This window comes from Novosphingobium sp. SG751A (assembly GCF_013149295.1).
GTDB lineage: Bacteria > Pseudomonadota > Alphaproteobacteria > Sphingomonadales > Sphingomonadaceae > Novosphingobium.
This window is the reverse complement of the sequence record NZ_JABGCB010000010.1, coordinates 20,496-36,887: the sequence shown is the minus strand read 5'-3', so window position 1 is coordinate 36,887 and position 16,392 is coordinate 20,496. Positions and strand designations below refer to the sequence as shown.

General features: G+C 63.2%; 14 protein-coding genes. 1 reads left to right on the top strand and 13 read right to left on the bottom strand.

The genetic code is table 11. The features are described 5' to 3' along the window. Window positions 1-94: 94 nt before the first annotated feature. Window positions 95-1,609, bottom strand: coding sequence for a helicase HerA domain-containing protein (locus tag FHW96_RS14530; protein ID WP_172341309.1), 1,515 nt, complete (start codon window positions 1,607-1,609; stop codon window positions 95-97). Window positions 1,610-1,878: 269 nt separating this feature from the next. Next, on the bottom strand, window positions 1,879-3,513 hold the full coding sequence (locus FHW96_RS14525; protein ID WP_172341308.1) for an NAD(P)/FAD-dependent oxidoreductase: 1,635 nt from the start codon (window positions 3,511-3,513) through the stop codon (window positions 1,879-1,881). 96 nt (window positions 3,514-3,609) lie between these two features. Here FHW96_RS14525 and FHW96_RS14520 point away from each other — a divergent pair, with 96 nt between their 5' ends. Next, the gene (locus FHW96_RS14520) at window positions 3,610-4,071 is read left to right on the top strand and encodes a DUF3237 domain-containing protein (protein WP_172341307.1); all 462 of its coding nucleotides are present in this window, start codon (window positions 3,610-3,612) and stop codon (window positions 4,069-4,071) included. Here FHW96_RS14520 and FHW96_RS14515 read toward each other — a convergent pair. The 11 genes from FHW96_RS14515 to FHW96_RS14465 form a co-directional block, all read right to left on the bottom strand. After that, window positions 4,068-5,654 carry an MFS transporter gene (locus FHW96_RS14515; RefSeq protein ID WP_371815723.1) on the bottom strand — a complete coding sequence of 529 codons (1,587 nt, stop codon included), beginning with the start codon at window positions 5,652-5,654 and terminating at the stop codon, window positions 4,068-4,070. The genes FHW96_RS14520 and FHW96_RS14515 overlap by 4 nt on opposite strands. Window positions 5,655-5,820: 166 nt before the next feature. Continuing rightward, window positions 5,821-6,192 (bottom strand): GtrA family protein, encoded by a 372-nt coding sequence (locus FHW96_RS14510; protein WP_172341305.1) that lies wholly within the window; start codon window positions 6,190-6,192, stop codon window positions 5,821-5,823. Continuing rightward, complete coding sequence (locus tag FHW96_RS14505) at window positions 6,189-7,136, bottom strand: glycosyltransferase family 2 protein (protein WP_172341304.1); 948 nt, start codon at window positions 7,134-7,136, stop codon at window positions 6,189-6,191. The genes FHW96_RS14510 and FHW96_RS14505 overlap by 4 nt, the downstream gene beginning before the upstream one ends. Window positions 7,137-7,151: 15 nt before the next feature. Beyond that, window positions 7,152-8,105, bottom strand: a complete 954-nt coding sequence (locus tag FHW96_RS14500) for an NAD(P)-dependent oxidoreductase (protein WP_172341303.1) — start codon at window positions 8,103-8,105, stop codon at window positions 7,152-7,154. Further along, window positions 8,098-8,751, bottom strand: a complete 654-nt coding sequence (locus tag FHW96_RS14495) for an HAD family hydrolase (protein ID WP_172341302.1) — start codon at window positions 8,749-8,751, stop codon at window positions 8,098-8,100. Before FHW96_RS14495 ends, FHW96_RS14500 begins: the two co-directional genes overlap by 8 nt. Window positions 8,752-8,757: 6 nt before the next feature. Continuing rightward, window positions 8,758-10,626 (bottom strand): thiamine pyrophosphate-binding protein, encoded by a 1,869-nt coding sequence (locus tag FHW96_RS14490; RefSeq protein WP_172341301.1) that lies wholly within the window; start codon window positions 10,624-10,626, stop codon window positions 8,758-8,760. Between the two features lie 6 nt (window positions 10,627-10,632). After that, window positions 10,633-11,436: an aldolase/citrate lyase family protein gene (locus FHW96_RS14485; protein WP_172341300.1), complete on the bottom strand. Its 804-nt coding sequence runs from the start codon at window positions 11,434-11,436 to the stop codon at window positions 10,633-10,635. A gap of 54 nt (window positions 11,437-11,490) precedes the next feature. Continuing rightward, window positions 11,491-12,882 carry a lipopolysaccharide biosynthesis protein RfbH gene (gene rfbH, locus FHW96_RS14480; protein WP_253950973.1) on the bottom strand — a complete coding sequence of 464 codons (1,392 nt, stop codon included), beginning with the start codon at window positions 12,880-12,882 and terminating at the stop codon, window positions 11,491-11,493. Window positions 12,883-12,938: 56 nt separating this feature from the next. Continuing rightward, a complete protein-coding gene (rfbG, locus tag FHW96_RS14475) occupies window positions 12,939-14,015 on the bottom strand; it encodes a CDP-glucose 4,6-dehydratase (RefSeq protein ID WP_172341299.1) in 1,077 nt (358 codons plus the stop codon). A 6-nt stretch (window positions 14,016-14,021) separates the two neighbouring features. Further along, entirely contained in the window at window positions 14,022-14,807 is a 786-nt protein-coding gene (rfbF, locus tag FHW96_RS14470; RefSeq protein ID WP_172341298.1) for a glucose-1-phosphate cytidylyltransferase, read from the bottom strand. A gap of 143 nt (window positions 14,808-14,950) precedes the next feature. Continuing rightward, complete coding sequence (locus FHW96_RS14465; protein ID WP_172341297.1) at window positions 14,951-16,387, bottom strand: MFS transporter; 1,437 nt, start codon at window positions 16,385-16,387, stop codon at window positions 14,951-14,953. Window positions 16,388-16,392 lie beyond the last annotated feature (5 nt).

The following is a 16,392-nucleotide window of genomic DNA, read 5'->3' as shown; positions in this document are numbered from 1 at the left end:
AAAAGCCTGCGGCGCCAACAATAGGCACCGCAGGCTTTTCATTTTAGGGGTGCACGTCGGGCACCATGGTCGATCAGGGTAAGAGCTTACCCCTTTAAACCGCCGCCGTCGAAACGCCCAGATCCGGGATGCCGATAGACCGCCGCCCGCTGTAATCAGTCTTGACCACAATCAGGTTCGACTTTTCCAGATGCTCCAGCAATCGCCGGATGCGCCCGGGCGAACTGGTGCCATAGGCACGGGCCAGCGCTTCATCGTCGGGGCATGGCGCCTCGTCCATCGCGGCGCGGGCGATGACAAGGAACGGCGTGAGCAGATCATCGGGCACGCTGCGCGATAATTGCAGCAGCGGCGCCCATTCCTCATCCGTCGGGCGGTAGATGCCCGCCACGGCCAGCGCAAAGCGGCGGCGGAACTGGGTGGCATCACCGACATGCTGACCGATCTTTTTCATCCGGCAGCGGGTGGTAAAATCCTGAAACAGCGATGAAATCGGCTGATAGGTGCAATCGCGCTCAGCGGTGATGTCTTCCATAATCGCGGCCATGATCGACTGCACCTCTTCGGGCGGCAGGCTGGGCGGCGCGGGGACGCTGGCGGCGGAAAACAGGTTGGGTCCGCTGTCATCGACCAGCGGTTCCTCGCCGGGCGCGGGGGCCATGACATAGGTGCTGATCTGATCCATCAACTCGCTGGCATCCGGGCGCGGCAGACCGGCGAGCAGCGGCGTTTCCTCCGCTGCCAGTTCCTCAGCCGTGGGCGCGGCATGGAGCAGCGCGTGGAGATCGTCGCCCGTCACGCTGGGCGGGGGCAGCAGGCCGGTGGACACCGCACGGCTGCGCGTCTGCACCCCGCCGATGCGGACCGACAGAGGCCGCCGCGTGATCGCCGGGCCTAGCGCCAGAAACTGTCCGCGTTGCAGATCGCGGATGGTTTCGGCCTGACGCCGCTCCATGCCCAGAAGGTCAGCGGCGCGTTGCATATCAATGTCGAGGAAGGTGCGGCCCATCAGGAAGTTCGAGGCCTCGGCCGCAACATTCTTGGCCAGCTTGGCCAGACGCTGGGTGGCGATAATGCCCGCAAGACCGCGCTTACGCCCGCGGCACATCAGATTGGTCATCGCCGAGAGTGACAGGCGGCGTACCTCATCGGTCACCTCGCCGGCAGCAGCCGGAGCAAACATCTGCGCCTCGTCCACCACCACCAGCGCGGGATACCAGATTTCGCGCGGAGCATCGAAGAGCGCATTGAGGAACGTGGCGGCGCAGCGCATCTGCGCCTCGATCTCCAGCCCATCGAGTGCCAGAACAACACTGGCGCGATGGTGACGAACTCGATTAGCAAGCCGCACCAAGTCATTGGTATTATAGGCCGCGCCATCCACCACGATATGGCCAAACGGTTCAGCCAGCGTGACGAAATCGCCCTCGGGATCGACCACGACCTGCTGCACCAGCGGCGCGGATTCCTCCAGCAACCGGCGCAGCAGATGCGATTTGCCCGACCCCGAATTGCCCTGCACCAACAGGCGCGTGGCCAGCAGTTCTTCGATGTCGATCGGCACCGCTTTGCCGTTCGATTCCTCGCCTATGATGATGGATGCAGTCACGGTTGGCCTAGTAGCGCGTGGGGGGCTTTGGGCAAAGGGCTGCGCCCCTAGTTTTCCAGAAGAAAGGAGGGAAATGCGAGGGTCTAGACCCTCGCGCTCCCTTACGCACCGGGTTCTGCGTTGAGTGTCGGACGCAAGGTTAGGCGATTAAGGTCTGCGGTGCCTTCAGCTAGCGCCGCAGACCCTAATTTCGTGACCTATAAACAAACCCTGCAAACCCATTACCGGGATTGCAAGGGGCCCCGCCCTTTGCCCGCCGGAGGCAAACCTTACTTCAAAACCTCAACCGCCAAGGCCTCCGCCACCTTGATCCCATCCACCGCCGCAGACAAAATTCCGCCAGCATACCCCGCACCCTCGCCCGCCGGATACAGCCCGCGCGTGTTAAGCGACTGGAAATCCTTGCCCCGCGTGATGCGCAAGGGGCTGGACGTGCGCGTTTCCACGCCGGTCATAATCACATCGGGGTGATCATACATCGGGATCTGGCGGCCGAACACGGGCAGCGCCTCGCGGATCGCGTCCAGCACATAATCGGGCAGACAGGCCGACAGGTCAGTCAGCTTCACCCCCGGCTGATAGGAGGGCTTCACCGCCCCGAAATCGCCCGAAGAGGCCCGCCCGGCCAGAAAATCGCCCACTTTCTGCCCCGGCGCGCAATAGTCGCCGCCGCCTGCGGCAAAGGCCAGACTTTCCCATTTGCGTTGAAATTCAATGCCCGCCAGCGGGTCTGCGGGATAATCCTTGCCCGGATCGACCGTGACCACGAGGCCGGAATTGGCGTTGAACTCCGCGCGCGAATATTGGCTCATGCCATTGGTGACAACGCGGCCTTCCTCGCTGGTGGCCGCCACCACGCGCCCGCCGGGACACATGCAGAAGCTGTAAACCGCGCGCCCGTTTGAGGCCTGATGCGAGATCGCATAGGCCGCCGCGCCCAGCACCGGATGGCCCGCGCAGGCGCCATAGCGCGCCTTGTCCACCCAGCTTTGCGGATGTTCGATGCGCACGCCGATGGCAAAGGGCTTGGCCTCCATGAACACGCCGCGCTGATGGAGGACCTCGAACGTGTCGCGGCTGGAATGACCGGGGGCAAGGACGCAATGGCGCGCGGGCAGATAGCTTTCCGCGCCATCCTTGGTGCTGACCAGATGCAGACCCACGAGCGCCCCATCCTTGATGTCGAAATCGGAAACGCGGGTCTGGAACCGATATTCCCCGCTCAGCGCCTCGATGGTTTCGCGCATGGAAATCACCATCGTCACGAGACGGAAGGTGCCGATATGGGGATGCGCCTCATAGAGAATATCGTCGGGCGCGCCCGCTTTGACGAACTCCGTCAAGACCTTGCGCGAGAGATGGCGCGGGTCCTTGATGCGGCTGTAGAGCTTGCCATCGGAGAAGGTGCCCGCCCCGCCCTCACCGAACTGAACGTTCGATTCCGGGCTCAACTTATGCTTGCGCCACAGCGCCCAGGTGTCCTTGGTCCGCTCGCGCACCGCTGTCCCGCGCTCGATAATGATGGGTTTCAAGCCCATCTCGGCCAGAATCAGCGCCGCCAGCAAGCCGCAAGGCCCCGCCCCGATCACCACCGGGCGCGTGCCATCCTTGTCCCCGGCCCAACCCTCGGGCGCCATCACCGGCGGGCGATAGGCGGTGTCAGGCGCAGGGCGGACATGGCTGTCACCATCCAGCCGCGCCAGCACTTCGGCCTCATCATCCAGTTCAATGTCAAAGACATAGACCAGCTTGATCGCGCCGCGTTTGCGTGCATCATTGCCGCGCCGCACCATCTGGCTGCGCAAAATACGTTCGGGCGCAACGCCCAGCCTGTCGGCAATGGCGGCGTCAAGCGCCTCGGGCGTGTGATCAAGCGGCAGGGTGAGGTCGGAAAGGCGGATCATGCCCGCCCCATAAGCCCAAGGCGATCATTTTGCCACCCCGCGCTTGCGCGCATCGGACACAGCGCTATTCTCCATAGCAAAATTGGGAGAGCCTGCATGATCAAGCCCGAACTGGAATTCGTCTATGAAGCCACCGGTGAACTCGAACCGCCCCGCCCGATCGGCGAGACCTACGATGGCACGCGGCGGATCATCCCCATCGTGGGCGGCGGTCGGGTCGAAGGGCCGCTGATCAAGGGCCGCCTGATCGGCAATGCCGCCGACTGGCAGGTGACGCGCCCCGATGGCGTGACCGTGGCCGATGCGATCTATGCCATCGAAACCGACGATGGCGCGGTGATCCAGATTCGCAACAAGGGCCTGCGCCACGGCCCGCCTGAGGTGATGCAAAGGCTGGCGGCGGGCGAGATCGTCGATCCGGCCGAATATTACTTCCGCACTGTTCCCGAATTTATCGCGCCCAAGGGGCCGTATGAATGGATGAACCGTTCGATCTTCATCTGCTCGGGCGCGCGCTATCCCTTGGGCATCAAGCTCTGGGTGTGGCGAGTGCTCTAAACCGGCTCGCCCGCCGCACGGGCGCGGAGCAAGACCGCGCCCTCATCACCCCGCACCCGCATGGCCAGCGCGATCAGCACCAGCACCAAAGGCACCGCCACCAGATTGATCGACAGGATCGCCCGTCCCAGATCGCCGTGCGTGGCGTCCGAAATCATGCCCACAATATACGGCCCCACACCCAGCCCCGCGATGGTCATCACCACGATATAGGTCGAGGCGGTCAGCCCGCGCATCCGGGGCAGGACCTGATCATACATCACCGCATAAAGCGGCGGCATCCACATGGTCAGCACGAAACTGTACAGCACAAACCGCGCATAAAAGCCCCCCGCATCGGGCGCGTGATAGACCCAGAATGCCAGACAGGGCGAAACCCCCATCGCAAACAGCGCCAGCAGCACACGCCCCACGCCGGGCAAACGCTGCCCCGCCCAGTCCGTGACAGGCCCGGCCACCATCGGCCCCACCACGCCCAATCCGGCCGAAAGCAGGCCGAATTGCAGACCCGTCTGCGCCGGGGTCAGGTGATAGGTTTTCATCAGGAACGCCGGGGTGAAGGCCATGCAGCCGTAATTGATCATGCTTTGCAGCGACCCGGCGGCGATGCACAGGATCAGCGAAGGGCTGCGCATTACCGCATGGGCCGGAGCATCAGTCAGCCGCACCGCCTGCACCAGATTGAGCGTGGCGAACAGGCCCAGGCCCACCACCGCCCATTGCAGCGTATGGGGCGAGAGGCTGGCCACGCCAAGGTTGAGCAGGGGGCGCGGGCTGAAGGCCGCCCCGGCGCGGGCCAGCGCCACCATCGCACCCACGATCACAAATGTGCCCGCCAGATTGACCGCCCAGACCCGCGCCGAAGCCCCTCGCCGCGCCAGCATCAGCCAGTTGGTAAACGGCAGGACCGCCAGCAGCACATCGAACGAGGCGGCAAAGGGGCGCGGGTCGGGCGGCGTGGTGATGCCCTCAATCGCCCCGCGTACCGGTTCATTCAAGCGCCAGAGCAGAACCGCCAAGGGCAGGCCCGGCACCGCCGCCAGCAGGAAAGCAAATTGCCAGCCCCGCAGGCCAAAGGGCGCGCCAACACCGGCAAAGCGCCCATCCCACCAATCGGCCGCCACCCCGCCCAGCACGCTGGACAGGCCAAGGCCAATGGCAATCGCCGCCGCCATCACCGCCATAGCCAGACCGCGCCGCGCCTTGGGGAAATAGTCATAGATGAGGCTCGTGCCTGCAGGCTGGCTGGCCGCCTCGCCAATGCCCACGCCAAGGCGCGAAAGGGCAAGCAGCGCAAAGCCGCTGGCGATCCCGGCAAGGCCCGTGGCCAGCGACCAGAAGGCAATGCAGATGGCCAGCAGCCACGTCCGCCGCCAGCCATCGGCCAGACGCCCTAAAGGCAGCGAGAATACCGCATAAAACAGCGCAAAGACCGTGCCATAGAGCAGGCCCATCTCCGCATCGCCAATGGCCAGATCATGTTTGATGCGCGGGGAAAGGATCGCCAGAATGTTGCGATCAAGCAGGCTTAGCAATTGCATCGCGCAGACCAGCAGCAAGGCATACCACCCACCCTTGGCCACGCGGGTCGTTGAGGGCGCAATTCTCCCTGTCTGCATATGCATCGCAATCCTCTCTCCCCCGGCTGGGCGGTTTGTCCGCTCCATCTGTGTCCGGGATTTATGGGGGGAGGATAACGGGGAGGTCTGACCTTGCCTAGCGAAAAAGAGACGTATTACTTACAATTTTTCAGGCCCGAAACACCAGCCGTTTCAGCACCGCATAGTTGAGCACCACCACCGCAAAGGTCGTCACCGCCCCAGCCAGATAGGGATCGGTGATGAAATGCGAGGCCAGTTTCAGCCCCGCCAGATTGATGAGATAGTTGCCCGCATAGGAGAGCGCGAAACGCAATTTCGCCGGCCCTGCGCCAGTGAACACCCCGCGCGAATAGGTGACATAATTAAACCCCGTGCCCAGCACATAGCCGATGGCCTGCGCCACATAACGGTCCAACCCCAGCCAGATAAGCCCCGCATAAAGTCCATAGCCGAAGGCCGTGTTGATTGCACCCGCGATCAGAAAGCGCAGGATTTCGGCGGCACGATCCCGCGAGATCATCCGTAATCCTCAGGAAAATTCACCCGCTCACGCTCCAGCACCAGCGGCGTGCCGCGTGTGCGCTCCGAGATCTGACGGATATGGTCGCCCATCAGGCCCATAAAGCCGAAGATCAGCGCGAATTGCGCCTGAAGCACCATGCCGATCAGCCAGCCCGCAATCGGACGCCCGGTGAAAAAGGCGATCCCCGCGCCCACCAGCATCAGCAGGGACACAACCGCCCCAAGCACGCTGAGATAAAGCGGCGCACGCAGCAGGCGTTTGGACGAACCCGTCAGGCCCGCAATGGCAAAGTCGAGCAGGGTGAAGAAATTGTTCTTCGATTTGCCCCGAACGCGCGGCGGACGGACGTAATTGATCGTCTCCAGCGGAAAGCCCGTTTCCACCAGCAACCCGCGATAGAAAGGCTCCGGCTCATTCAGCGCGCGAATCGCATCGACCACGCGGCGGCTGTAAAGGCCAAAGCCGGTGGCATTAGGGATGGTCTGAAAATCCCCGAAATTCTTGGCCAGCCAATAGGACAGCGCGCGGATGACCGAAAGCATGAGGCCCGATTTTTCCCGCTCGCGCACGCCCAGCACGATATCAACGCCCTCCTGCCAACGACGCACGAAATGGGGCAAAAGCTCGGGGCTGTCCTGAAAATCGGCGCACATGCCGATCACCGCCCGCCCCCGCGCGGCATAAATGCCATGGGTGGGCGAGCGCATTTGCCCGAAATTGCGCGTATTGGCGATCAGGCGGATGCGCGGGTCGCGCAGGCACATCGCCTTGATGATCGCCACAGTGTTGTCGGTCGAATGGTTGTCGATAAAGATGATGTCAAAGCTGACGCCCAACGGCTCCAGTTGCGCGATCACCGCCTCGGCAATCGGCCCGGCGTTCATCTCCTCATTGTAACAGGGGATGACCACCGAAACGTCAATGTCGGCACTCTTTGTCATGGATTACCTTCCCGCTCAGGCGGCGTGCGAGGATTGTTGTGCCCACGCGATCATCTCGGCCACCTGCGCGGCCAGAGGGACAGGCGCGATGCCATAATCGGCCAGCAGGGCGCGATAGGCGGTATCATCGCCGTGATAAATATCGGAGGGGCCGGTGGTGATCTCGGCACGCTTCACGCTGGTGCCGGTTTGCGCCGCAACCACGCCTGCGATTTCGCCCAGTTCCATCGCCTCGCCCCCACTGTCGAAACGCAGCGTGCCCGTCGCGGGCGCCAGCGCTGCGAAGACAAGGCTCATCAATTCGCGGATGGCGACATAAGCGCGCACGACCCGCTTTGGCGCGCGGACTTCGACCGGGCGGCCCGCCATGGCGTCCTCGATGAAACTGGCGATGGCATAGGCGCCCGGCTTGTTGATATAAGGCCCGGTCAGCGCATGAATGCGGGCGATGACGCCGCGCTTGCCGGTTTCATCGGCCCAAGCGGCAAAGCGTTCCTCATCCTCGCGCTTCAAGGCGCCATAGAGCCGCATCCCCGCACTGGCACTGGGATCGTCGGCCTTGGCCGCCGCCCCGCTGCTGGCCACGAAAATCGCCTCGGCGCCGATGGGGTTCAGGGCCTTGAGCACCGCCTCGCTGATCGCGCGATTGGCGGCGATATAGGCATCCTCCTCCATCGCCTCGGCGCGATCCTTGGTCAGGAAGGCGGTGTGGAGAACAATGGTCGGCTCTTTGGGCAACCACGCCATATCGGCCAGCGGACGCTGCAACACCTGCGCCCCATCGGCAAGCCGCAGCGCGCGCGTGTTCGAACCAAAGGGTCGCACGCGCTTTTCAAACTTGTCGCCGAGCGCATTGGCCAGCAGATCCAGCGTGGCCAGGCCGATCCAGCCCCCTGCCCCGGTGATGACGATGCGCCGCCCGTCCTCGACCAGTGCGCGCGCCACTTCGGGGGCCAAACCTTCAGCCATGCGCCCGCTCCATTACCGCGCGGGCCAGCTCGCCAAAGCAATCATAGCTCTTGGCCGGATCAGGCCGGTATTCGGGATCGGCATAGCCATGGGTCAGGAACAGAAACGGCATACCGCGCGCATCGGCCACGGCATGGTCCAGTTCACTGTCGCCCACGAACAGGCAATGGTCGGGCGAAGCGCCCAGATCGGCTAGCACCAGATCGAGCAGATCGGGCGCAGGCTTGGGCGCAACCCCCGCGCGCGATCCCACCACGCTTTTGAAAAGCGGCGCAAGGCCGGTATCCTCCAGCACTTTGTCGACCAGATTTTGCGGCTTGTTCGAACAGATAGACAGCACAAAACCACGCCCATGCAGGGTGCGCAGGCTGGTGGCTACATGGTTGAAGAGCGTCTCCACCCGCGTCTGCGTCACGGCATAGCGGCGGCGGAATTCGGCCAGTTCCTGCGCCGGATCGCCACAATCATCGCCCAGCAGCGCCATGACCATCTTTTGCCCCCCATGGCTCATCCATGGGCGGGCAAATTCGGGGTCAATCTTGCGGGCATTGCCACGTTCCGCCAGCATCCCTTCAAGGATCTCAACACAAATCGCACAGCTGTCGACCAGCGTGCCGTCGAGATCGAAGATCAGATGGCGAAGCATGGCCGTTTAACGCAAGGTGGCGCAGGGCGCCATGGCTGCGGCCAGTTCCTCGTCCGACAGGAAGGGCGAGAGATCCTCCAACGGGGGCGAGACCATCGTGCCATCGGGCAGGCGGCGGCTCGACAGCTTGGGCTCGAACTGCTGCGCCTTGTCGACCATCACCTCGCACAATTGCGCGCCCTCGCCATCCAGCGTGGCGCGGATCGCGCAAGGCAGATCGCCATCCTTTTCCGCCTTGCGCGCCGGGAAGCCGAAACCGGCGGCCAGACGCGCGAAGTCGGGGAAGGTCAGGCCGCTGTCCGGCCCGCAGCCGACCGAGAAGCCCTTGAAATGGGCGACCTGCGACTGACGGATCGAGTGATAGCCGTCATTGTTGAGGACAAAGATCTTGATCGGCAGGCGCGCGCCCACGATGGTCTGCAGTTCCTGCAAATTCATCATGATCGAGCCATCGCCAGCAAGGCAGATGATCCGCCGCCCGCCGCCCGCATAATAGGCGCCGATGGCGCCGGGCAGGTCATAGCCCATGCTGGCGCAGCCGGAATTGGTGTAAAGCCGCTGACCCGCCTTCAGGTCGGCGCATTGGAAGATCGTGACGCAGGCCGTGCCGTCGCCCGAGACGATGATGTCGCCCTCTTCCAGCTCGTTAAACAGCGCCTCGCCAAAGACATAGGGGTTGATCGGACCGGTCTCGCTGCGAAATTCGTCGCGCACGGTCGGGTATTGGGCGGCTCGTTCGCGGCTGCGTGCCAGATAGGCGGCGCGGTTGTCCACGCCTTCGCCCGGCACGCCCAGAGCATCAACCGCATCGAAGAAATCGCGCAGGTCGGCATGGATCGGGCGGTGCAGGCTGAGCGTGGGCTTGCCCAATTCGGCCCGGTCAATATCCACCATCGCCACGCGCGCATTGCGGGCAAAGCTCTGCCAGTTATAGCTGATCTGGCGGATGTTGAGGCGACTGCCCAAAACCAGCACATAGTCGGCGCCCTGTACGGCAAAATTGCCGCCACGGTCGCCCACGCTGCCCGGACGGCCGACATAGAGCGGATGGGCATTGGGCAGCGCGTCATGCGCGTTCCAGCCCGTCACGACCGGCGCGCCCAGCTTTTCTATCAGGGCCAGAAACCGTTCATGCGTGTTCGACAGGCGCACGCCCGCGCCCACAAACACCACGGGCCGCTCCGCCGCGCAGAATTCGGCCAGCATTGCGCCAACCTCGGCCTGCAAATCGGCGCCGGTCAACGCGCCGGTTTCAGCCGCATTGTTGGGCGCGTTCCACTCCTGTGCCGTGTCCACATCATTCGCCGGATCGAAAGCCTCCAGCGCGTCCGGGTCCACCGGGGCGGCCTGAACGTCGATGGGAACGTCGATCCACACCGGGCCGGGCCGCCCGCGCGTGGCAAGGTAGATCGCCTTTTCCACCACCTTGCGCGCCTGCGCCGGGTCTTGCAGCACGACCGCATATTTGGTGACGGGCCGCACCATGGCGACAATATCGACTTCCTGATCGCCCAGTTGGCGCAGCGGGATATGCGGGAAATTGCCCGCGATCGTCTCACGCTTCACCTGCCCTGACACCACGATCATCGGGATCGAATCGACATAGGCGCCATAGACGCCGTTGAGCGTGTTCACGCCTCCCGGCCCCGTGGTGACATTGACCAGCGCAGGCTTGCCGCACAGACGCGCATAGCTTTCCGCCGCGATGGCGCTGGCCTGCTCGTGGTGGTTGAAGATCTTGCGCAGCCCCTCTTCGCGCCCAAAGGCGTCGTTGAGGTGCATGGCCCCGCCGCCCGTCAGCATGAAGCAGTCCGAAACACCGCTTTGCACCAACAGGCGGGCGATCAGGTCCGCGACCCGGATAGTATCAGCCATGATGATTTACGCAGGCTCGGCGGTCTTGGCGGTGGCTTGACGCGCCTCCATCATGGCGATGCGGGTAGCATCTTCCTCGGCGATGCCGCGATAGAAGTCGCGCTTGTTTTTGAGCCAAAGCAGCTCGAACTCGATCGCCAGTTCCATGCCCGCAGCGGCACGGCCATCCTCGACCACTGCGGCGTCGAACACGACCTTGCGCGTTTCAAAGCGGTCCAGACGATGCGCGCGGGCGCCTGCCAGCAAAGGTACCGAATCCGGGCTGACCCCGCCGCCCACGACCAGTTCGAGGCCGCGCTGCTGCGCCACCTTGGCCACGGAATTGACATAGCCTGCCATCGCATCGCTGTTCACAAACGAACGGTCATGGCCCAGGGACCCTGCAAAATCGACGCGGCCGAACACAAAGCCGACATTGCCGCCCTGCGCCACTTCGCCCAGCTTTTCCAGGCTGTCAAAGGTGGTGGCCGTTTCGACGTTGAACAGGAAGGACATGTCCGCCTGCTCGTCCTTAGGAAACACCTTGTCCTTGGCGGCAATGAATTTCGAGAGCGCATAGGGCGTCTCGACCATGGGCGCGATGATGTAATCGACACCATACTGGCGCGCCTCGATCAGATCGCGGATCGCCTCGCAACCACCGATCTTGAGCGCGACCTTTAGACCGGCGCGGCGGGCCAGTTCGAGCAGGCGCAGAAATTCGTCGCTGCGCGTGCCTTCGGCCTCGAACTCGGCCTTGACCGAGACAAAACCGTATTTGGCCGCGCCTTCGGCCAGAATCGCCAACATGCGTTTTTCGTATGCGTTCACGTCTAAACCTCTTCGGCTGGCTTTCCGACCCTGCCCGTAACAAACCTTGGTGGCTTAGCCCTTAGCCGATCCGTAATGATCCGCAAGGAAGACACCAATCTGCTCGGCGGTATAACTAAGGTGATCATCCGTCAAACCCGGATAGATGCCCAACCAGAAAGTATTGGTCGTCACCAGATCGGCATTGGCCAGATCGCCCACCACGCGCACGTTGCGGCCCTTCATATAGGGCTGGTGCAAAAGGTTGCCGCCAAACAGCAGGCGCGTGCCGATTTTCTGCTCGGTCAGGAACTCGACCAGAGCCTCGCGGTTGATGCCGGTTTCGGGGCGGATGGTGATGGGATAGCCGAACCACGAAGGCTGCGAACGCTCTGTGGCTCGGGGCAGAATGAAGATATCTTCCAGAGGCTTCAGCAACTGCGTCAGCTTGTCGAAATTGCGCTGGCGCGCGGCGATAAAGCCGTCGAGCCGGTCAAGCTGGGCAAGGCCCACGGCCGCCTGCATATCGGTGATCTTCAGATTATAGCCAACGTGGCCATAGGTATACTTGTGGTCGTAGCCATGGGGCAGCGTGCCCAGCTTGCGGTTGAAGCGCTTGCCGCAGGTGTTGTCCTGACCCGGCGCGCACCAGCAGTCGCGCCCCCAGTCGCGGAACGATTCGACCACCCGCTTCAGCCGAGGCTTGTCGGTGAACACCGCCCCGCCCTCGCCCATGGTGATGTGATGCGCCGGATAGAAAGACAGCGTGCCCAAATGGCCGAACGTGCCGACCGGCTTGCCATCGAACGTCGCGCCCAGCGCATCGCACGTATCCTCGACCACCCAGAGGTTGTACTTTTCGGCAACGCGCATCACTTCGGCAATGTCAAAGGGATTGCCCAGCGTGTGGGCGATCATGATCGCGCGGGTCTTGTCCGACACCGCCGCCTCGATCATCTCGGGCTTGATGTTGTAGGTCGGAATGTCGCAGTCGACGAAAACCGGCACCAGCCCATATTGCAGCGACGGATTGACCGTGGTGGGGAAACCCGTGGCCACGGTGATGACTTCATCGCCCGGCTTCAACGCATCGCTGCGATGGTAATGCGAGGTCAGCGCCGCCAGCGCCAGCAGATTGGCCGAGGAACCCGAATTGGTGGTCAGCGCATGGGCCACGCCCAGTCGCGCAGCCAGCTTTTCCTCGAATTGCGTGTTATAGCGGCCCGTGGTCAGCCACATGTCGAGGCTGGCATCGACCAGATTGCGCAGCTCGCCCTCGCCCACGACCTTGCCGGAAACCGGCACCACGCTCTCACCGGGCAGAAACGCGCGGGGGGCGTGATAGCGGCGCGCATATTCCTCGGACAGGCCAAGGATCAGTTCGCGCAATTGCCCTTCGTCGCTGTCCTTCACCATGCCCGCCACGGCGGAGGAAAGGTCGAGCATCGGATTATCGATCGTGGCCATAGAAACTGTCTGCCTGTAAACTGTCTTCTGAAGATTTCAGACGTGTTGAAACATTTTTAGTCTTGATGGAACAGGGCCCGATAGGCGGTCAGTTGCGCCAGCGAAATAGCCTGCGCATCGCCGCCCTCGGCCACGCTCTTATGCCATTCCACAATCCGGCCCAAGGCCTCGCCCAGACCCCATGCCGGACGCCAGCCCAGATAATTGCGCGCCTTGGCGCAGTCCAGCTTGAGAATCTTGGCCTCATGCGGGCCGGACACCTGCTCGGGCTGATCCCAGCCGGTGTTGCCCCAGCTTTGCGTGATCCGGTCGGCAATCCAGCTTACCGGCTGCGTATCATCATCGGCGGGGCCGAAATTCCAGCCCTCGGCCGCCCATGCCTGCCCCTGCGCCAACGTCTCGGCAATCAGCAGATAGCCGCCCAGCGCCTCCAGCACATGCTGCCACGGGCGGATCGAATGGGGCGAACGGATCATCGGGCGCTCTCCCGCGATCAGCGCACGGATAATGTCGGGCACCAGCCGGTCGAGCGCCCAGTCGCCCCCGCCGATCACATTGCCCGCCCGCACCGAAGCCACCAGCGGCGCATCCACCTCGGAAAAGAAGCTGCGCCGATAGGCCGCAATCACCAGTTCGGCCGCGCCCTTGCTGGCCGAATAGGGATCATGCCCACCCATCGGATCGCTCTCGCGATAGGGCCAGACCCATTCGCGATTCTCATAAGCCTTGTCGGATGTGATCGCCACGATGGCACGCAAATTGGGCGCGCGGCGGCAGGCGTCCAGCACATGGACCGTGCCCTGAACATTGGTGGCAAAGGTTTCCACCGGCGTGTCATAGGACAGGCGCACCAAGGGCTGCGCGGCCAGATGGAACACCACCTGCGGGTCGGCCTGCGCCACGGCGGCCTCGACGGTCGCCATATCGCGGATATCGCCCTCGATATGGGTCAGCAGGCTTTCCACCCGCGCTTGCCGGAACAGGCTGATTTCCTCGGCGGGCAGAGAAAGCCCCGTCACAACCGCGCCCATCTGATGCAGCCAGAGCGCCAGCCAGCTTCCCTTAAAACCGGTATGCCCGGTCAACAGAACCCGGCGACCGGCCCAGAAGGAAGGATCATGCACGACAGCCATCGCGCCTTACCACTTCTTCCACGGCGCGGCGCCCTGCGCCCACAGCTTTTCCAGATGCTGTTTGTCGCGCAACGTGTCCATCGGCTGCCAGAAACCGTCATGGCGAAAGGCCACCAGCTCGCCGCTATGCGCCAGCGTTTCCAGCGGATAATCCTCCCATACCTGATCCGGCCCCGAAATCAGGTCGATCACGCTGGGGTCCAGCACAAAGAAGCCCCCATTGATGAGACCGCCATCGCCCGCAGGCTTTTCCTTGAAACTGGTGACTTCATGGCCGCCCGAACCATCACCGAATTCCAGCGCGCCAAACCGGCCCGGAGGCGCCACGGCGGCAATCGTCGCCTTTTTGCCATGGGCGCGGTGAAAGGCCAGTTCGGCCGAGATATCGATGTCGGAAACGCCGTCGCCATAGGTGAAGCAGAAAGGCTCGCCCTCGGTCAGGAAACGGCGCACGCCCCACAGGCGCCCCCCGGTCTGCGCGGTCGGGCCGGTGTCCACCAAAGTCACCGTCCAAGGCTCGCTCTTGACCTCGTGAACGGTCATCTTGTTATTGGCAAGGTCGATGGTCACATCGGCGGCATGAAGGAAGTAATTGGCGAAAAACTCCTTGATGACATAGCCTTTGTAGCCAAGACAGATGATGAAGTCATTGACGCCGTGCGCGGCATAGATCTTCATGATATGCCACAGGATCGGCATACCACCCACCTCAACCATCGGCTTGGGTCGGCTCGACGTTTCCTCGCCCAGCCGCGTTCCCAAACCACCTGCTAGAATTACTGCCTTGGTCAAGTGACCCCCGAAAATGTTGATCAGGTAAAATCAGGACGTAAAAAGTCGGATCGGGCCATGGGCTGCTTGCCCCGCAACGTCAAGAGTTCTGCCCACCGGCGTCCCAAAACGCGCCTTTGCGGCGCGAATGCGTCAGTATCGCGTCATTCCGTTTCGGTCAGCCGCGACCCGGCATCGGGGGCAAAGGCCAGATTGGGGATGATCGCGGTAAAACTGATCGCGGCGATGATCCAGAAGGCCAGCGCAAAATCGCGCAATTCGGGGTGATCCACACCATGGGCGGCGGTGCTGATTTGCAGGATTGTGGCCGCCATGCACACGCCCAGCGACAGGGTGAGCTGCTGAAACGTGGTGTAGAAACTGGTCGCGCGGCTCATTTCCTCGGACGACAATCCGTCATAGGCAATGGTGTTATAGGCAGTGAATTGAAACGACATCAAAAACCCGGCCAGCACCAGCACGCCCCAGATCGCCCATTCGGGCCATGCGGGCGAAAAGAACCCGCAGGAAGCATAGACCACCGTGCCCGCCGCCCCCATCAGGGTCAGGCCCTTGCGAAAACCCAGCCGCCGCAGCACCGGCCCGGCCAGCCCCTTCATCACGATCGAGCCCACCGCCGTTGCCAGCGTAATCGTGCCTGCACGCGCAGCAGAAAAGCCAAAGCCATATTGCACCATCAGCGCCAACAGAAAGGGCTGCGCGCCCTGCAACAGGCGGGTGATGGAACCCGCGATCCACGACAGGCGGAAATTGCGATGGCGCAGCAGGGCGAAATCCATGATCGGCGCCGGATGGCGCCGCGTGTGGGCCCAATAGGCCAGCGCCATCACCACCCCGATCCCCAGCGGCAACAGCGCCACCGCGCCCGCATGGATCGGCCCGGCCGCCTCAAACCCCACCATCAGCGCGGCCAGCGCCACCGCCGAAAGCACAAAGCCCACGGCATCAAACACCGGCGGCTCCTGCGCGCGGACATCGGGAATGTTGCGCCAGACCAGCACCAGCGCGAGCGCCGCAATCGGAAGGTTGATCCAGAAAATTACCCGCCAATGCATGTAGGTAACGATAAAGCCCCCCAGCGGCGGCCCCAGAATCGTCCCCAGCAGGCCGGGCATCAGCATCCAGCTCGTCGCGTTGACCAGATCGCGCGGGGGCACCGTGCGCAGCATCACCAGACGCCCCACCGGCAGCATCATCGCCCCGCCCACACCTTGCAGGAAACGCGCCGCCGCCATCGCCTCCAGCCCCTGCGTCAGCGCCGAGCCCAGCGAGCCGAGCGCAAAAACGCCGATCGCCGCGCAAAACACCCGCCGCGCGCCGAACCTGTCGGCCATATAGCCCGAGACCGGCACGAACACCGCCAGCGCCAGCAGATAGGATGTTACCGTGACCGAAAGCGCCGGAGGCCGCACGCCGAAATCGCGCGCAATGGTGGGCAAGGCCGTGGTCAGCACCGTGCCGTCGAACTGTTCCATGAACAGCGCGCAGGCCACGATCAGACCGATCAGGCGATAATCGCTGGAGCCGCCTGCCTCTTCGATAAGGGCTGCATCAGCCGCCGGGGGAGTCGTTTGCTGCATTTGCG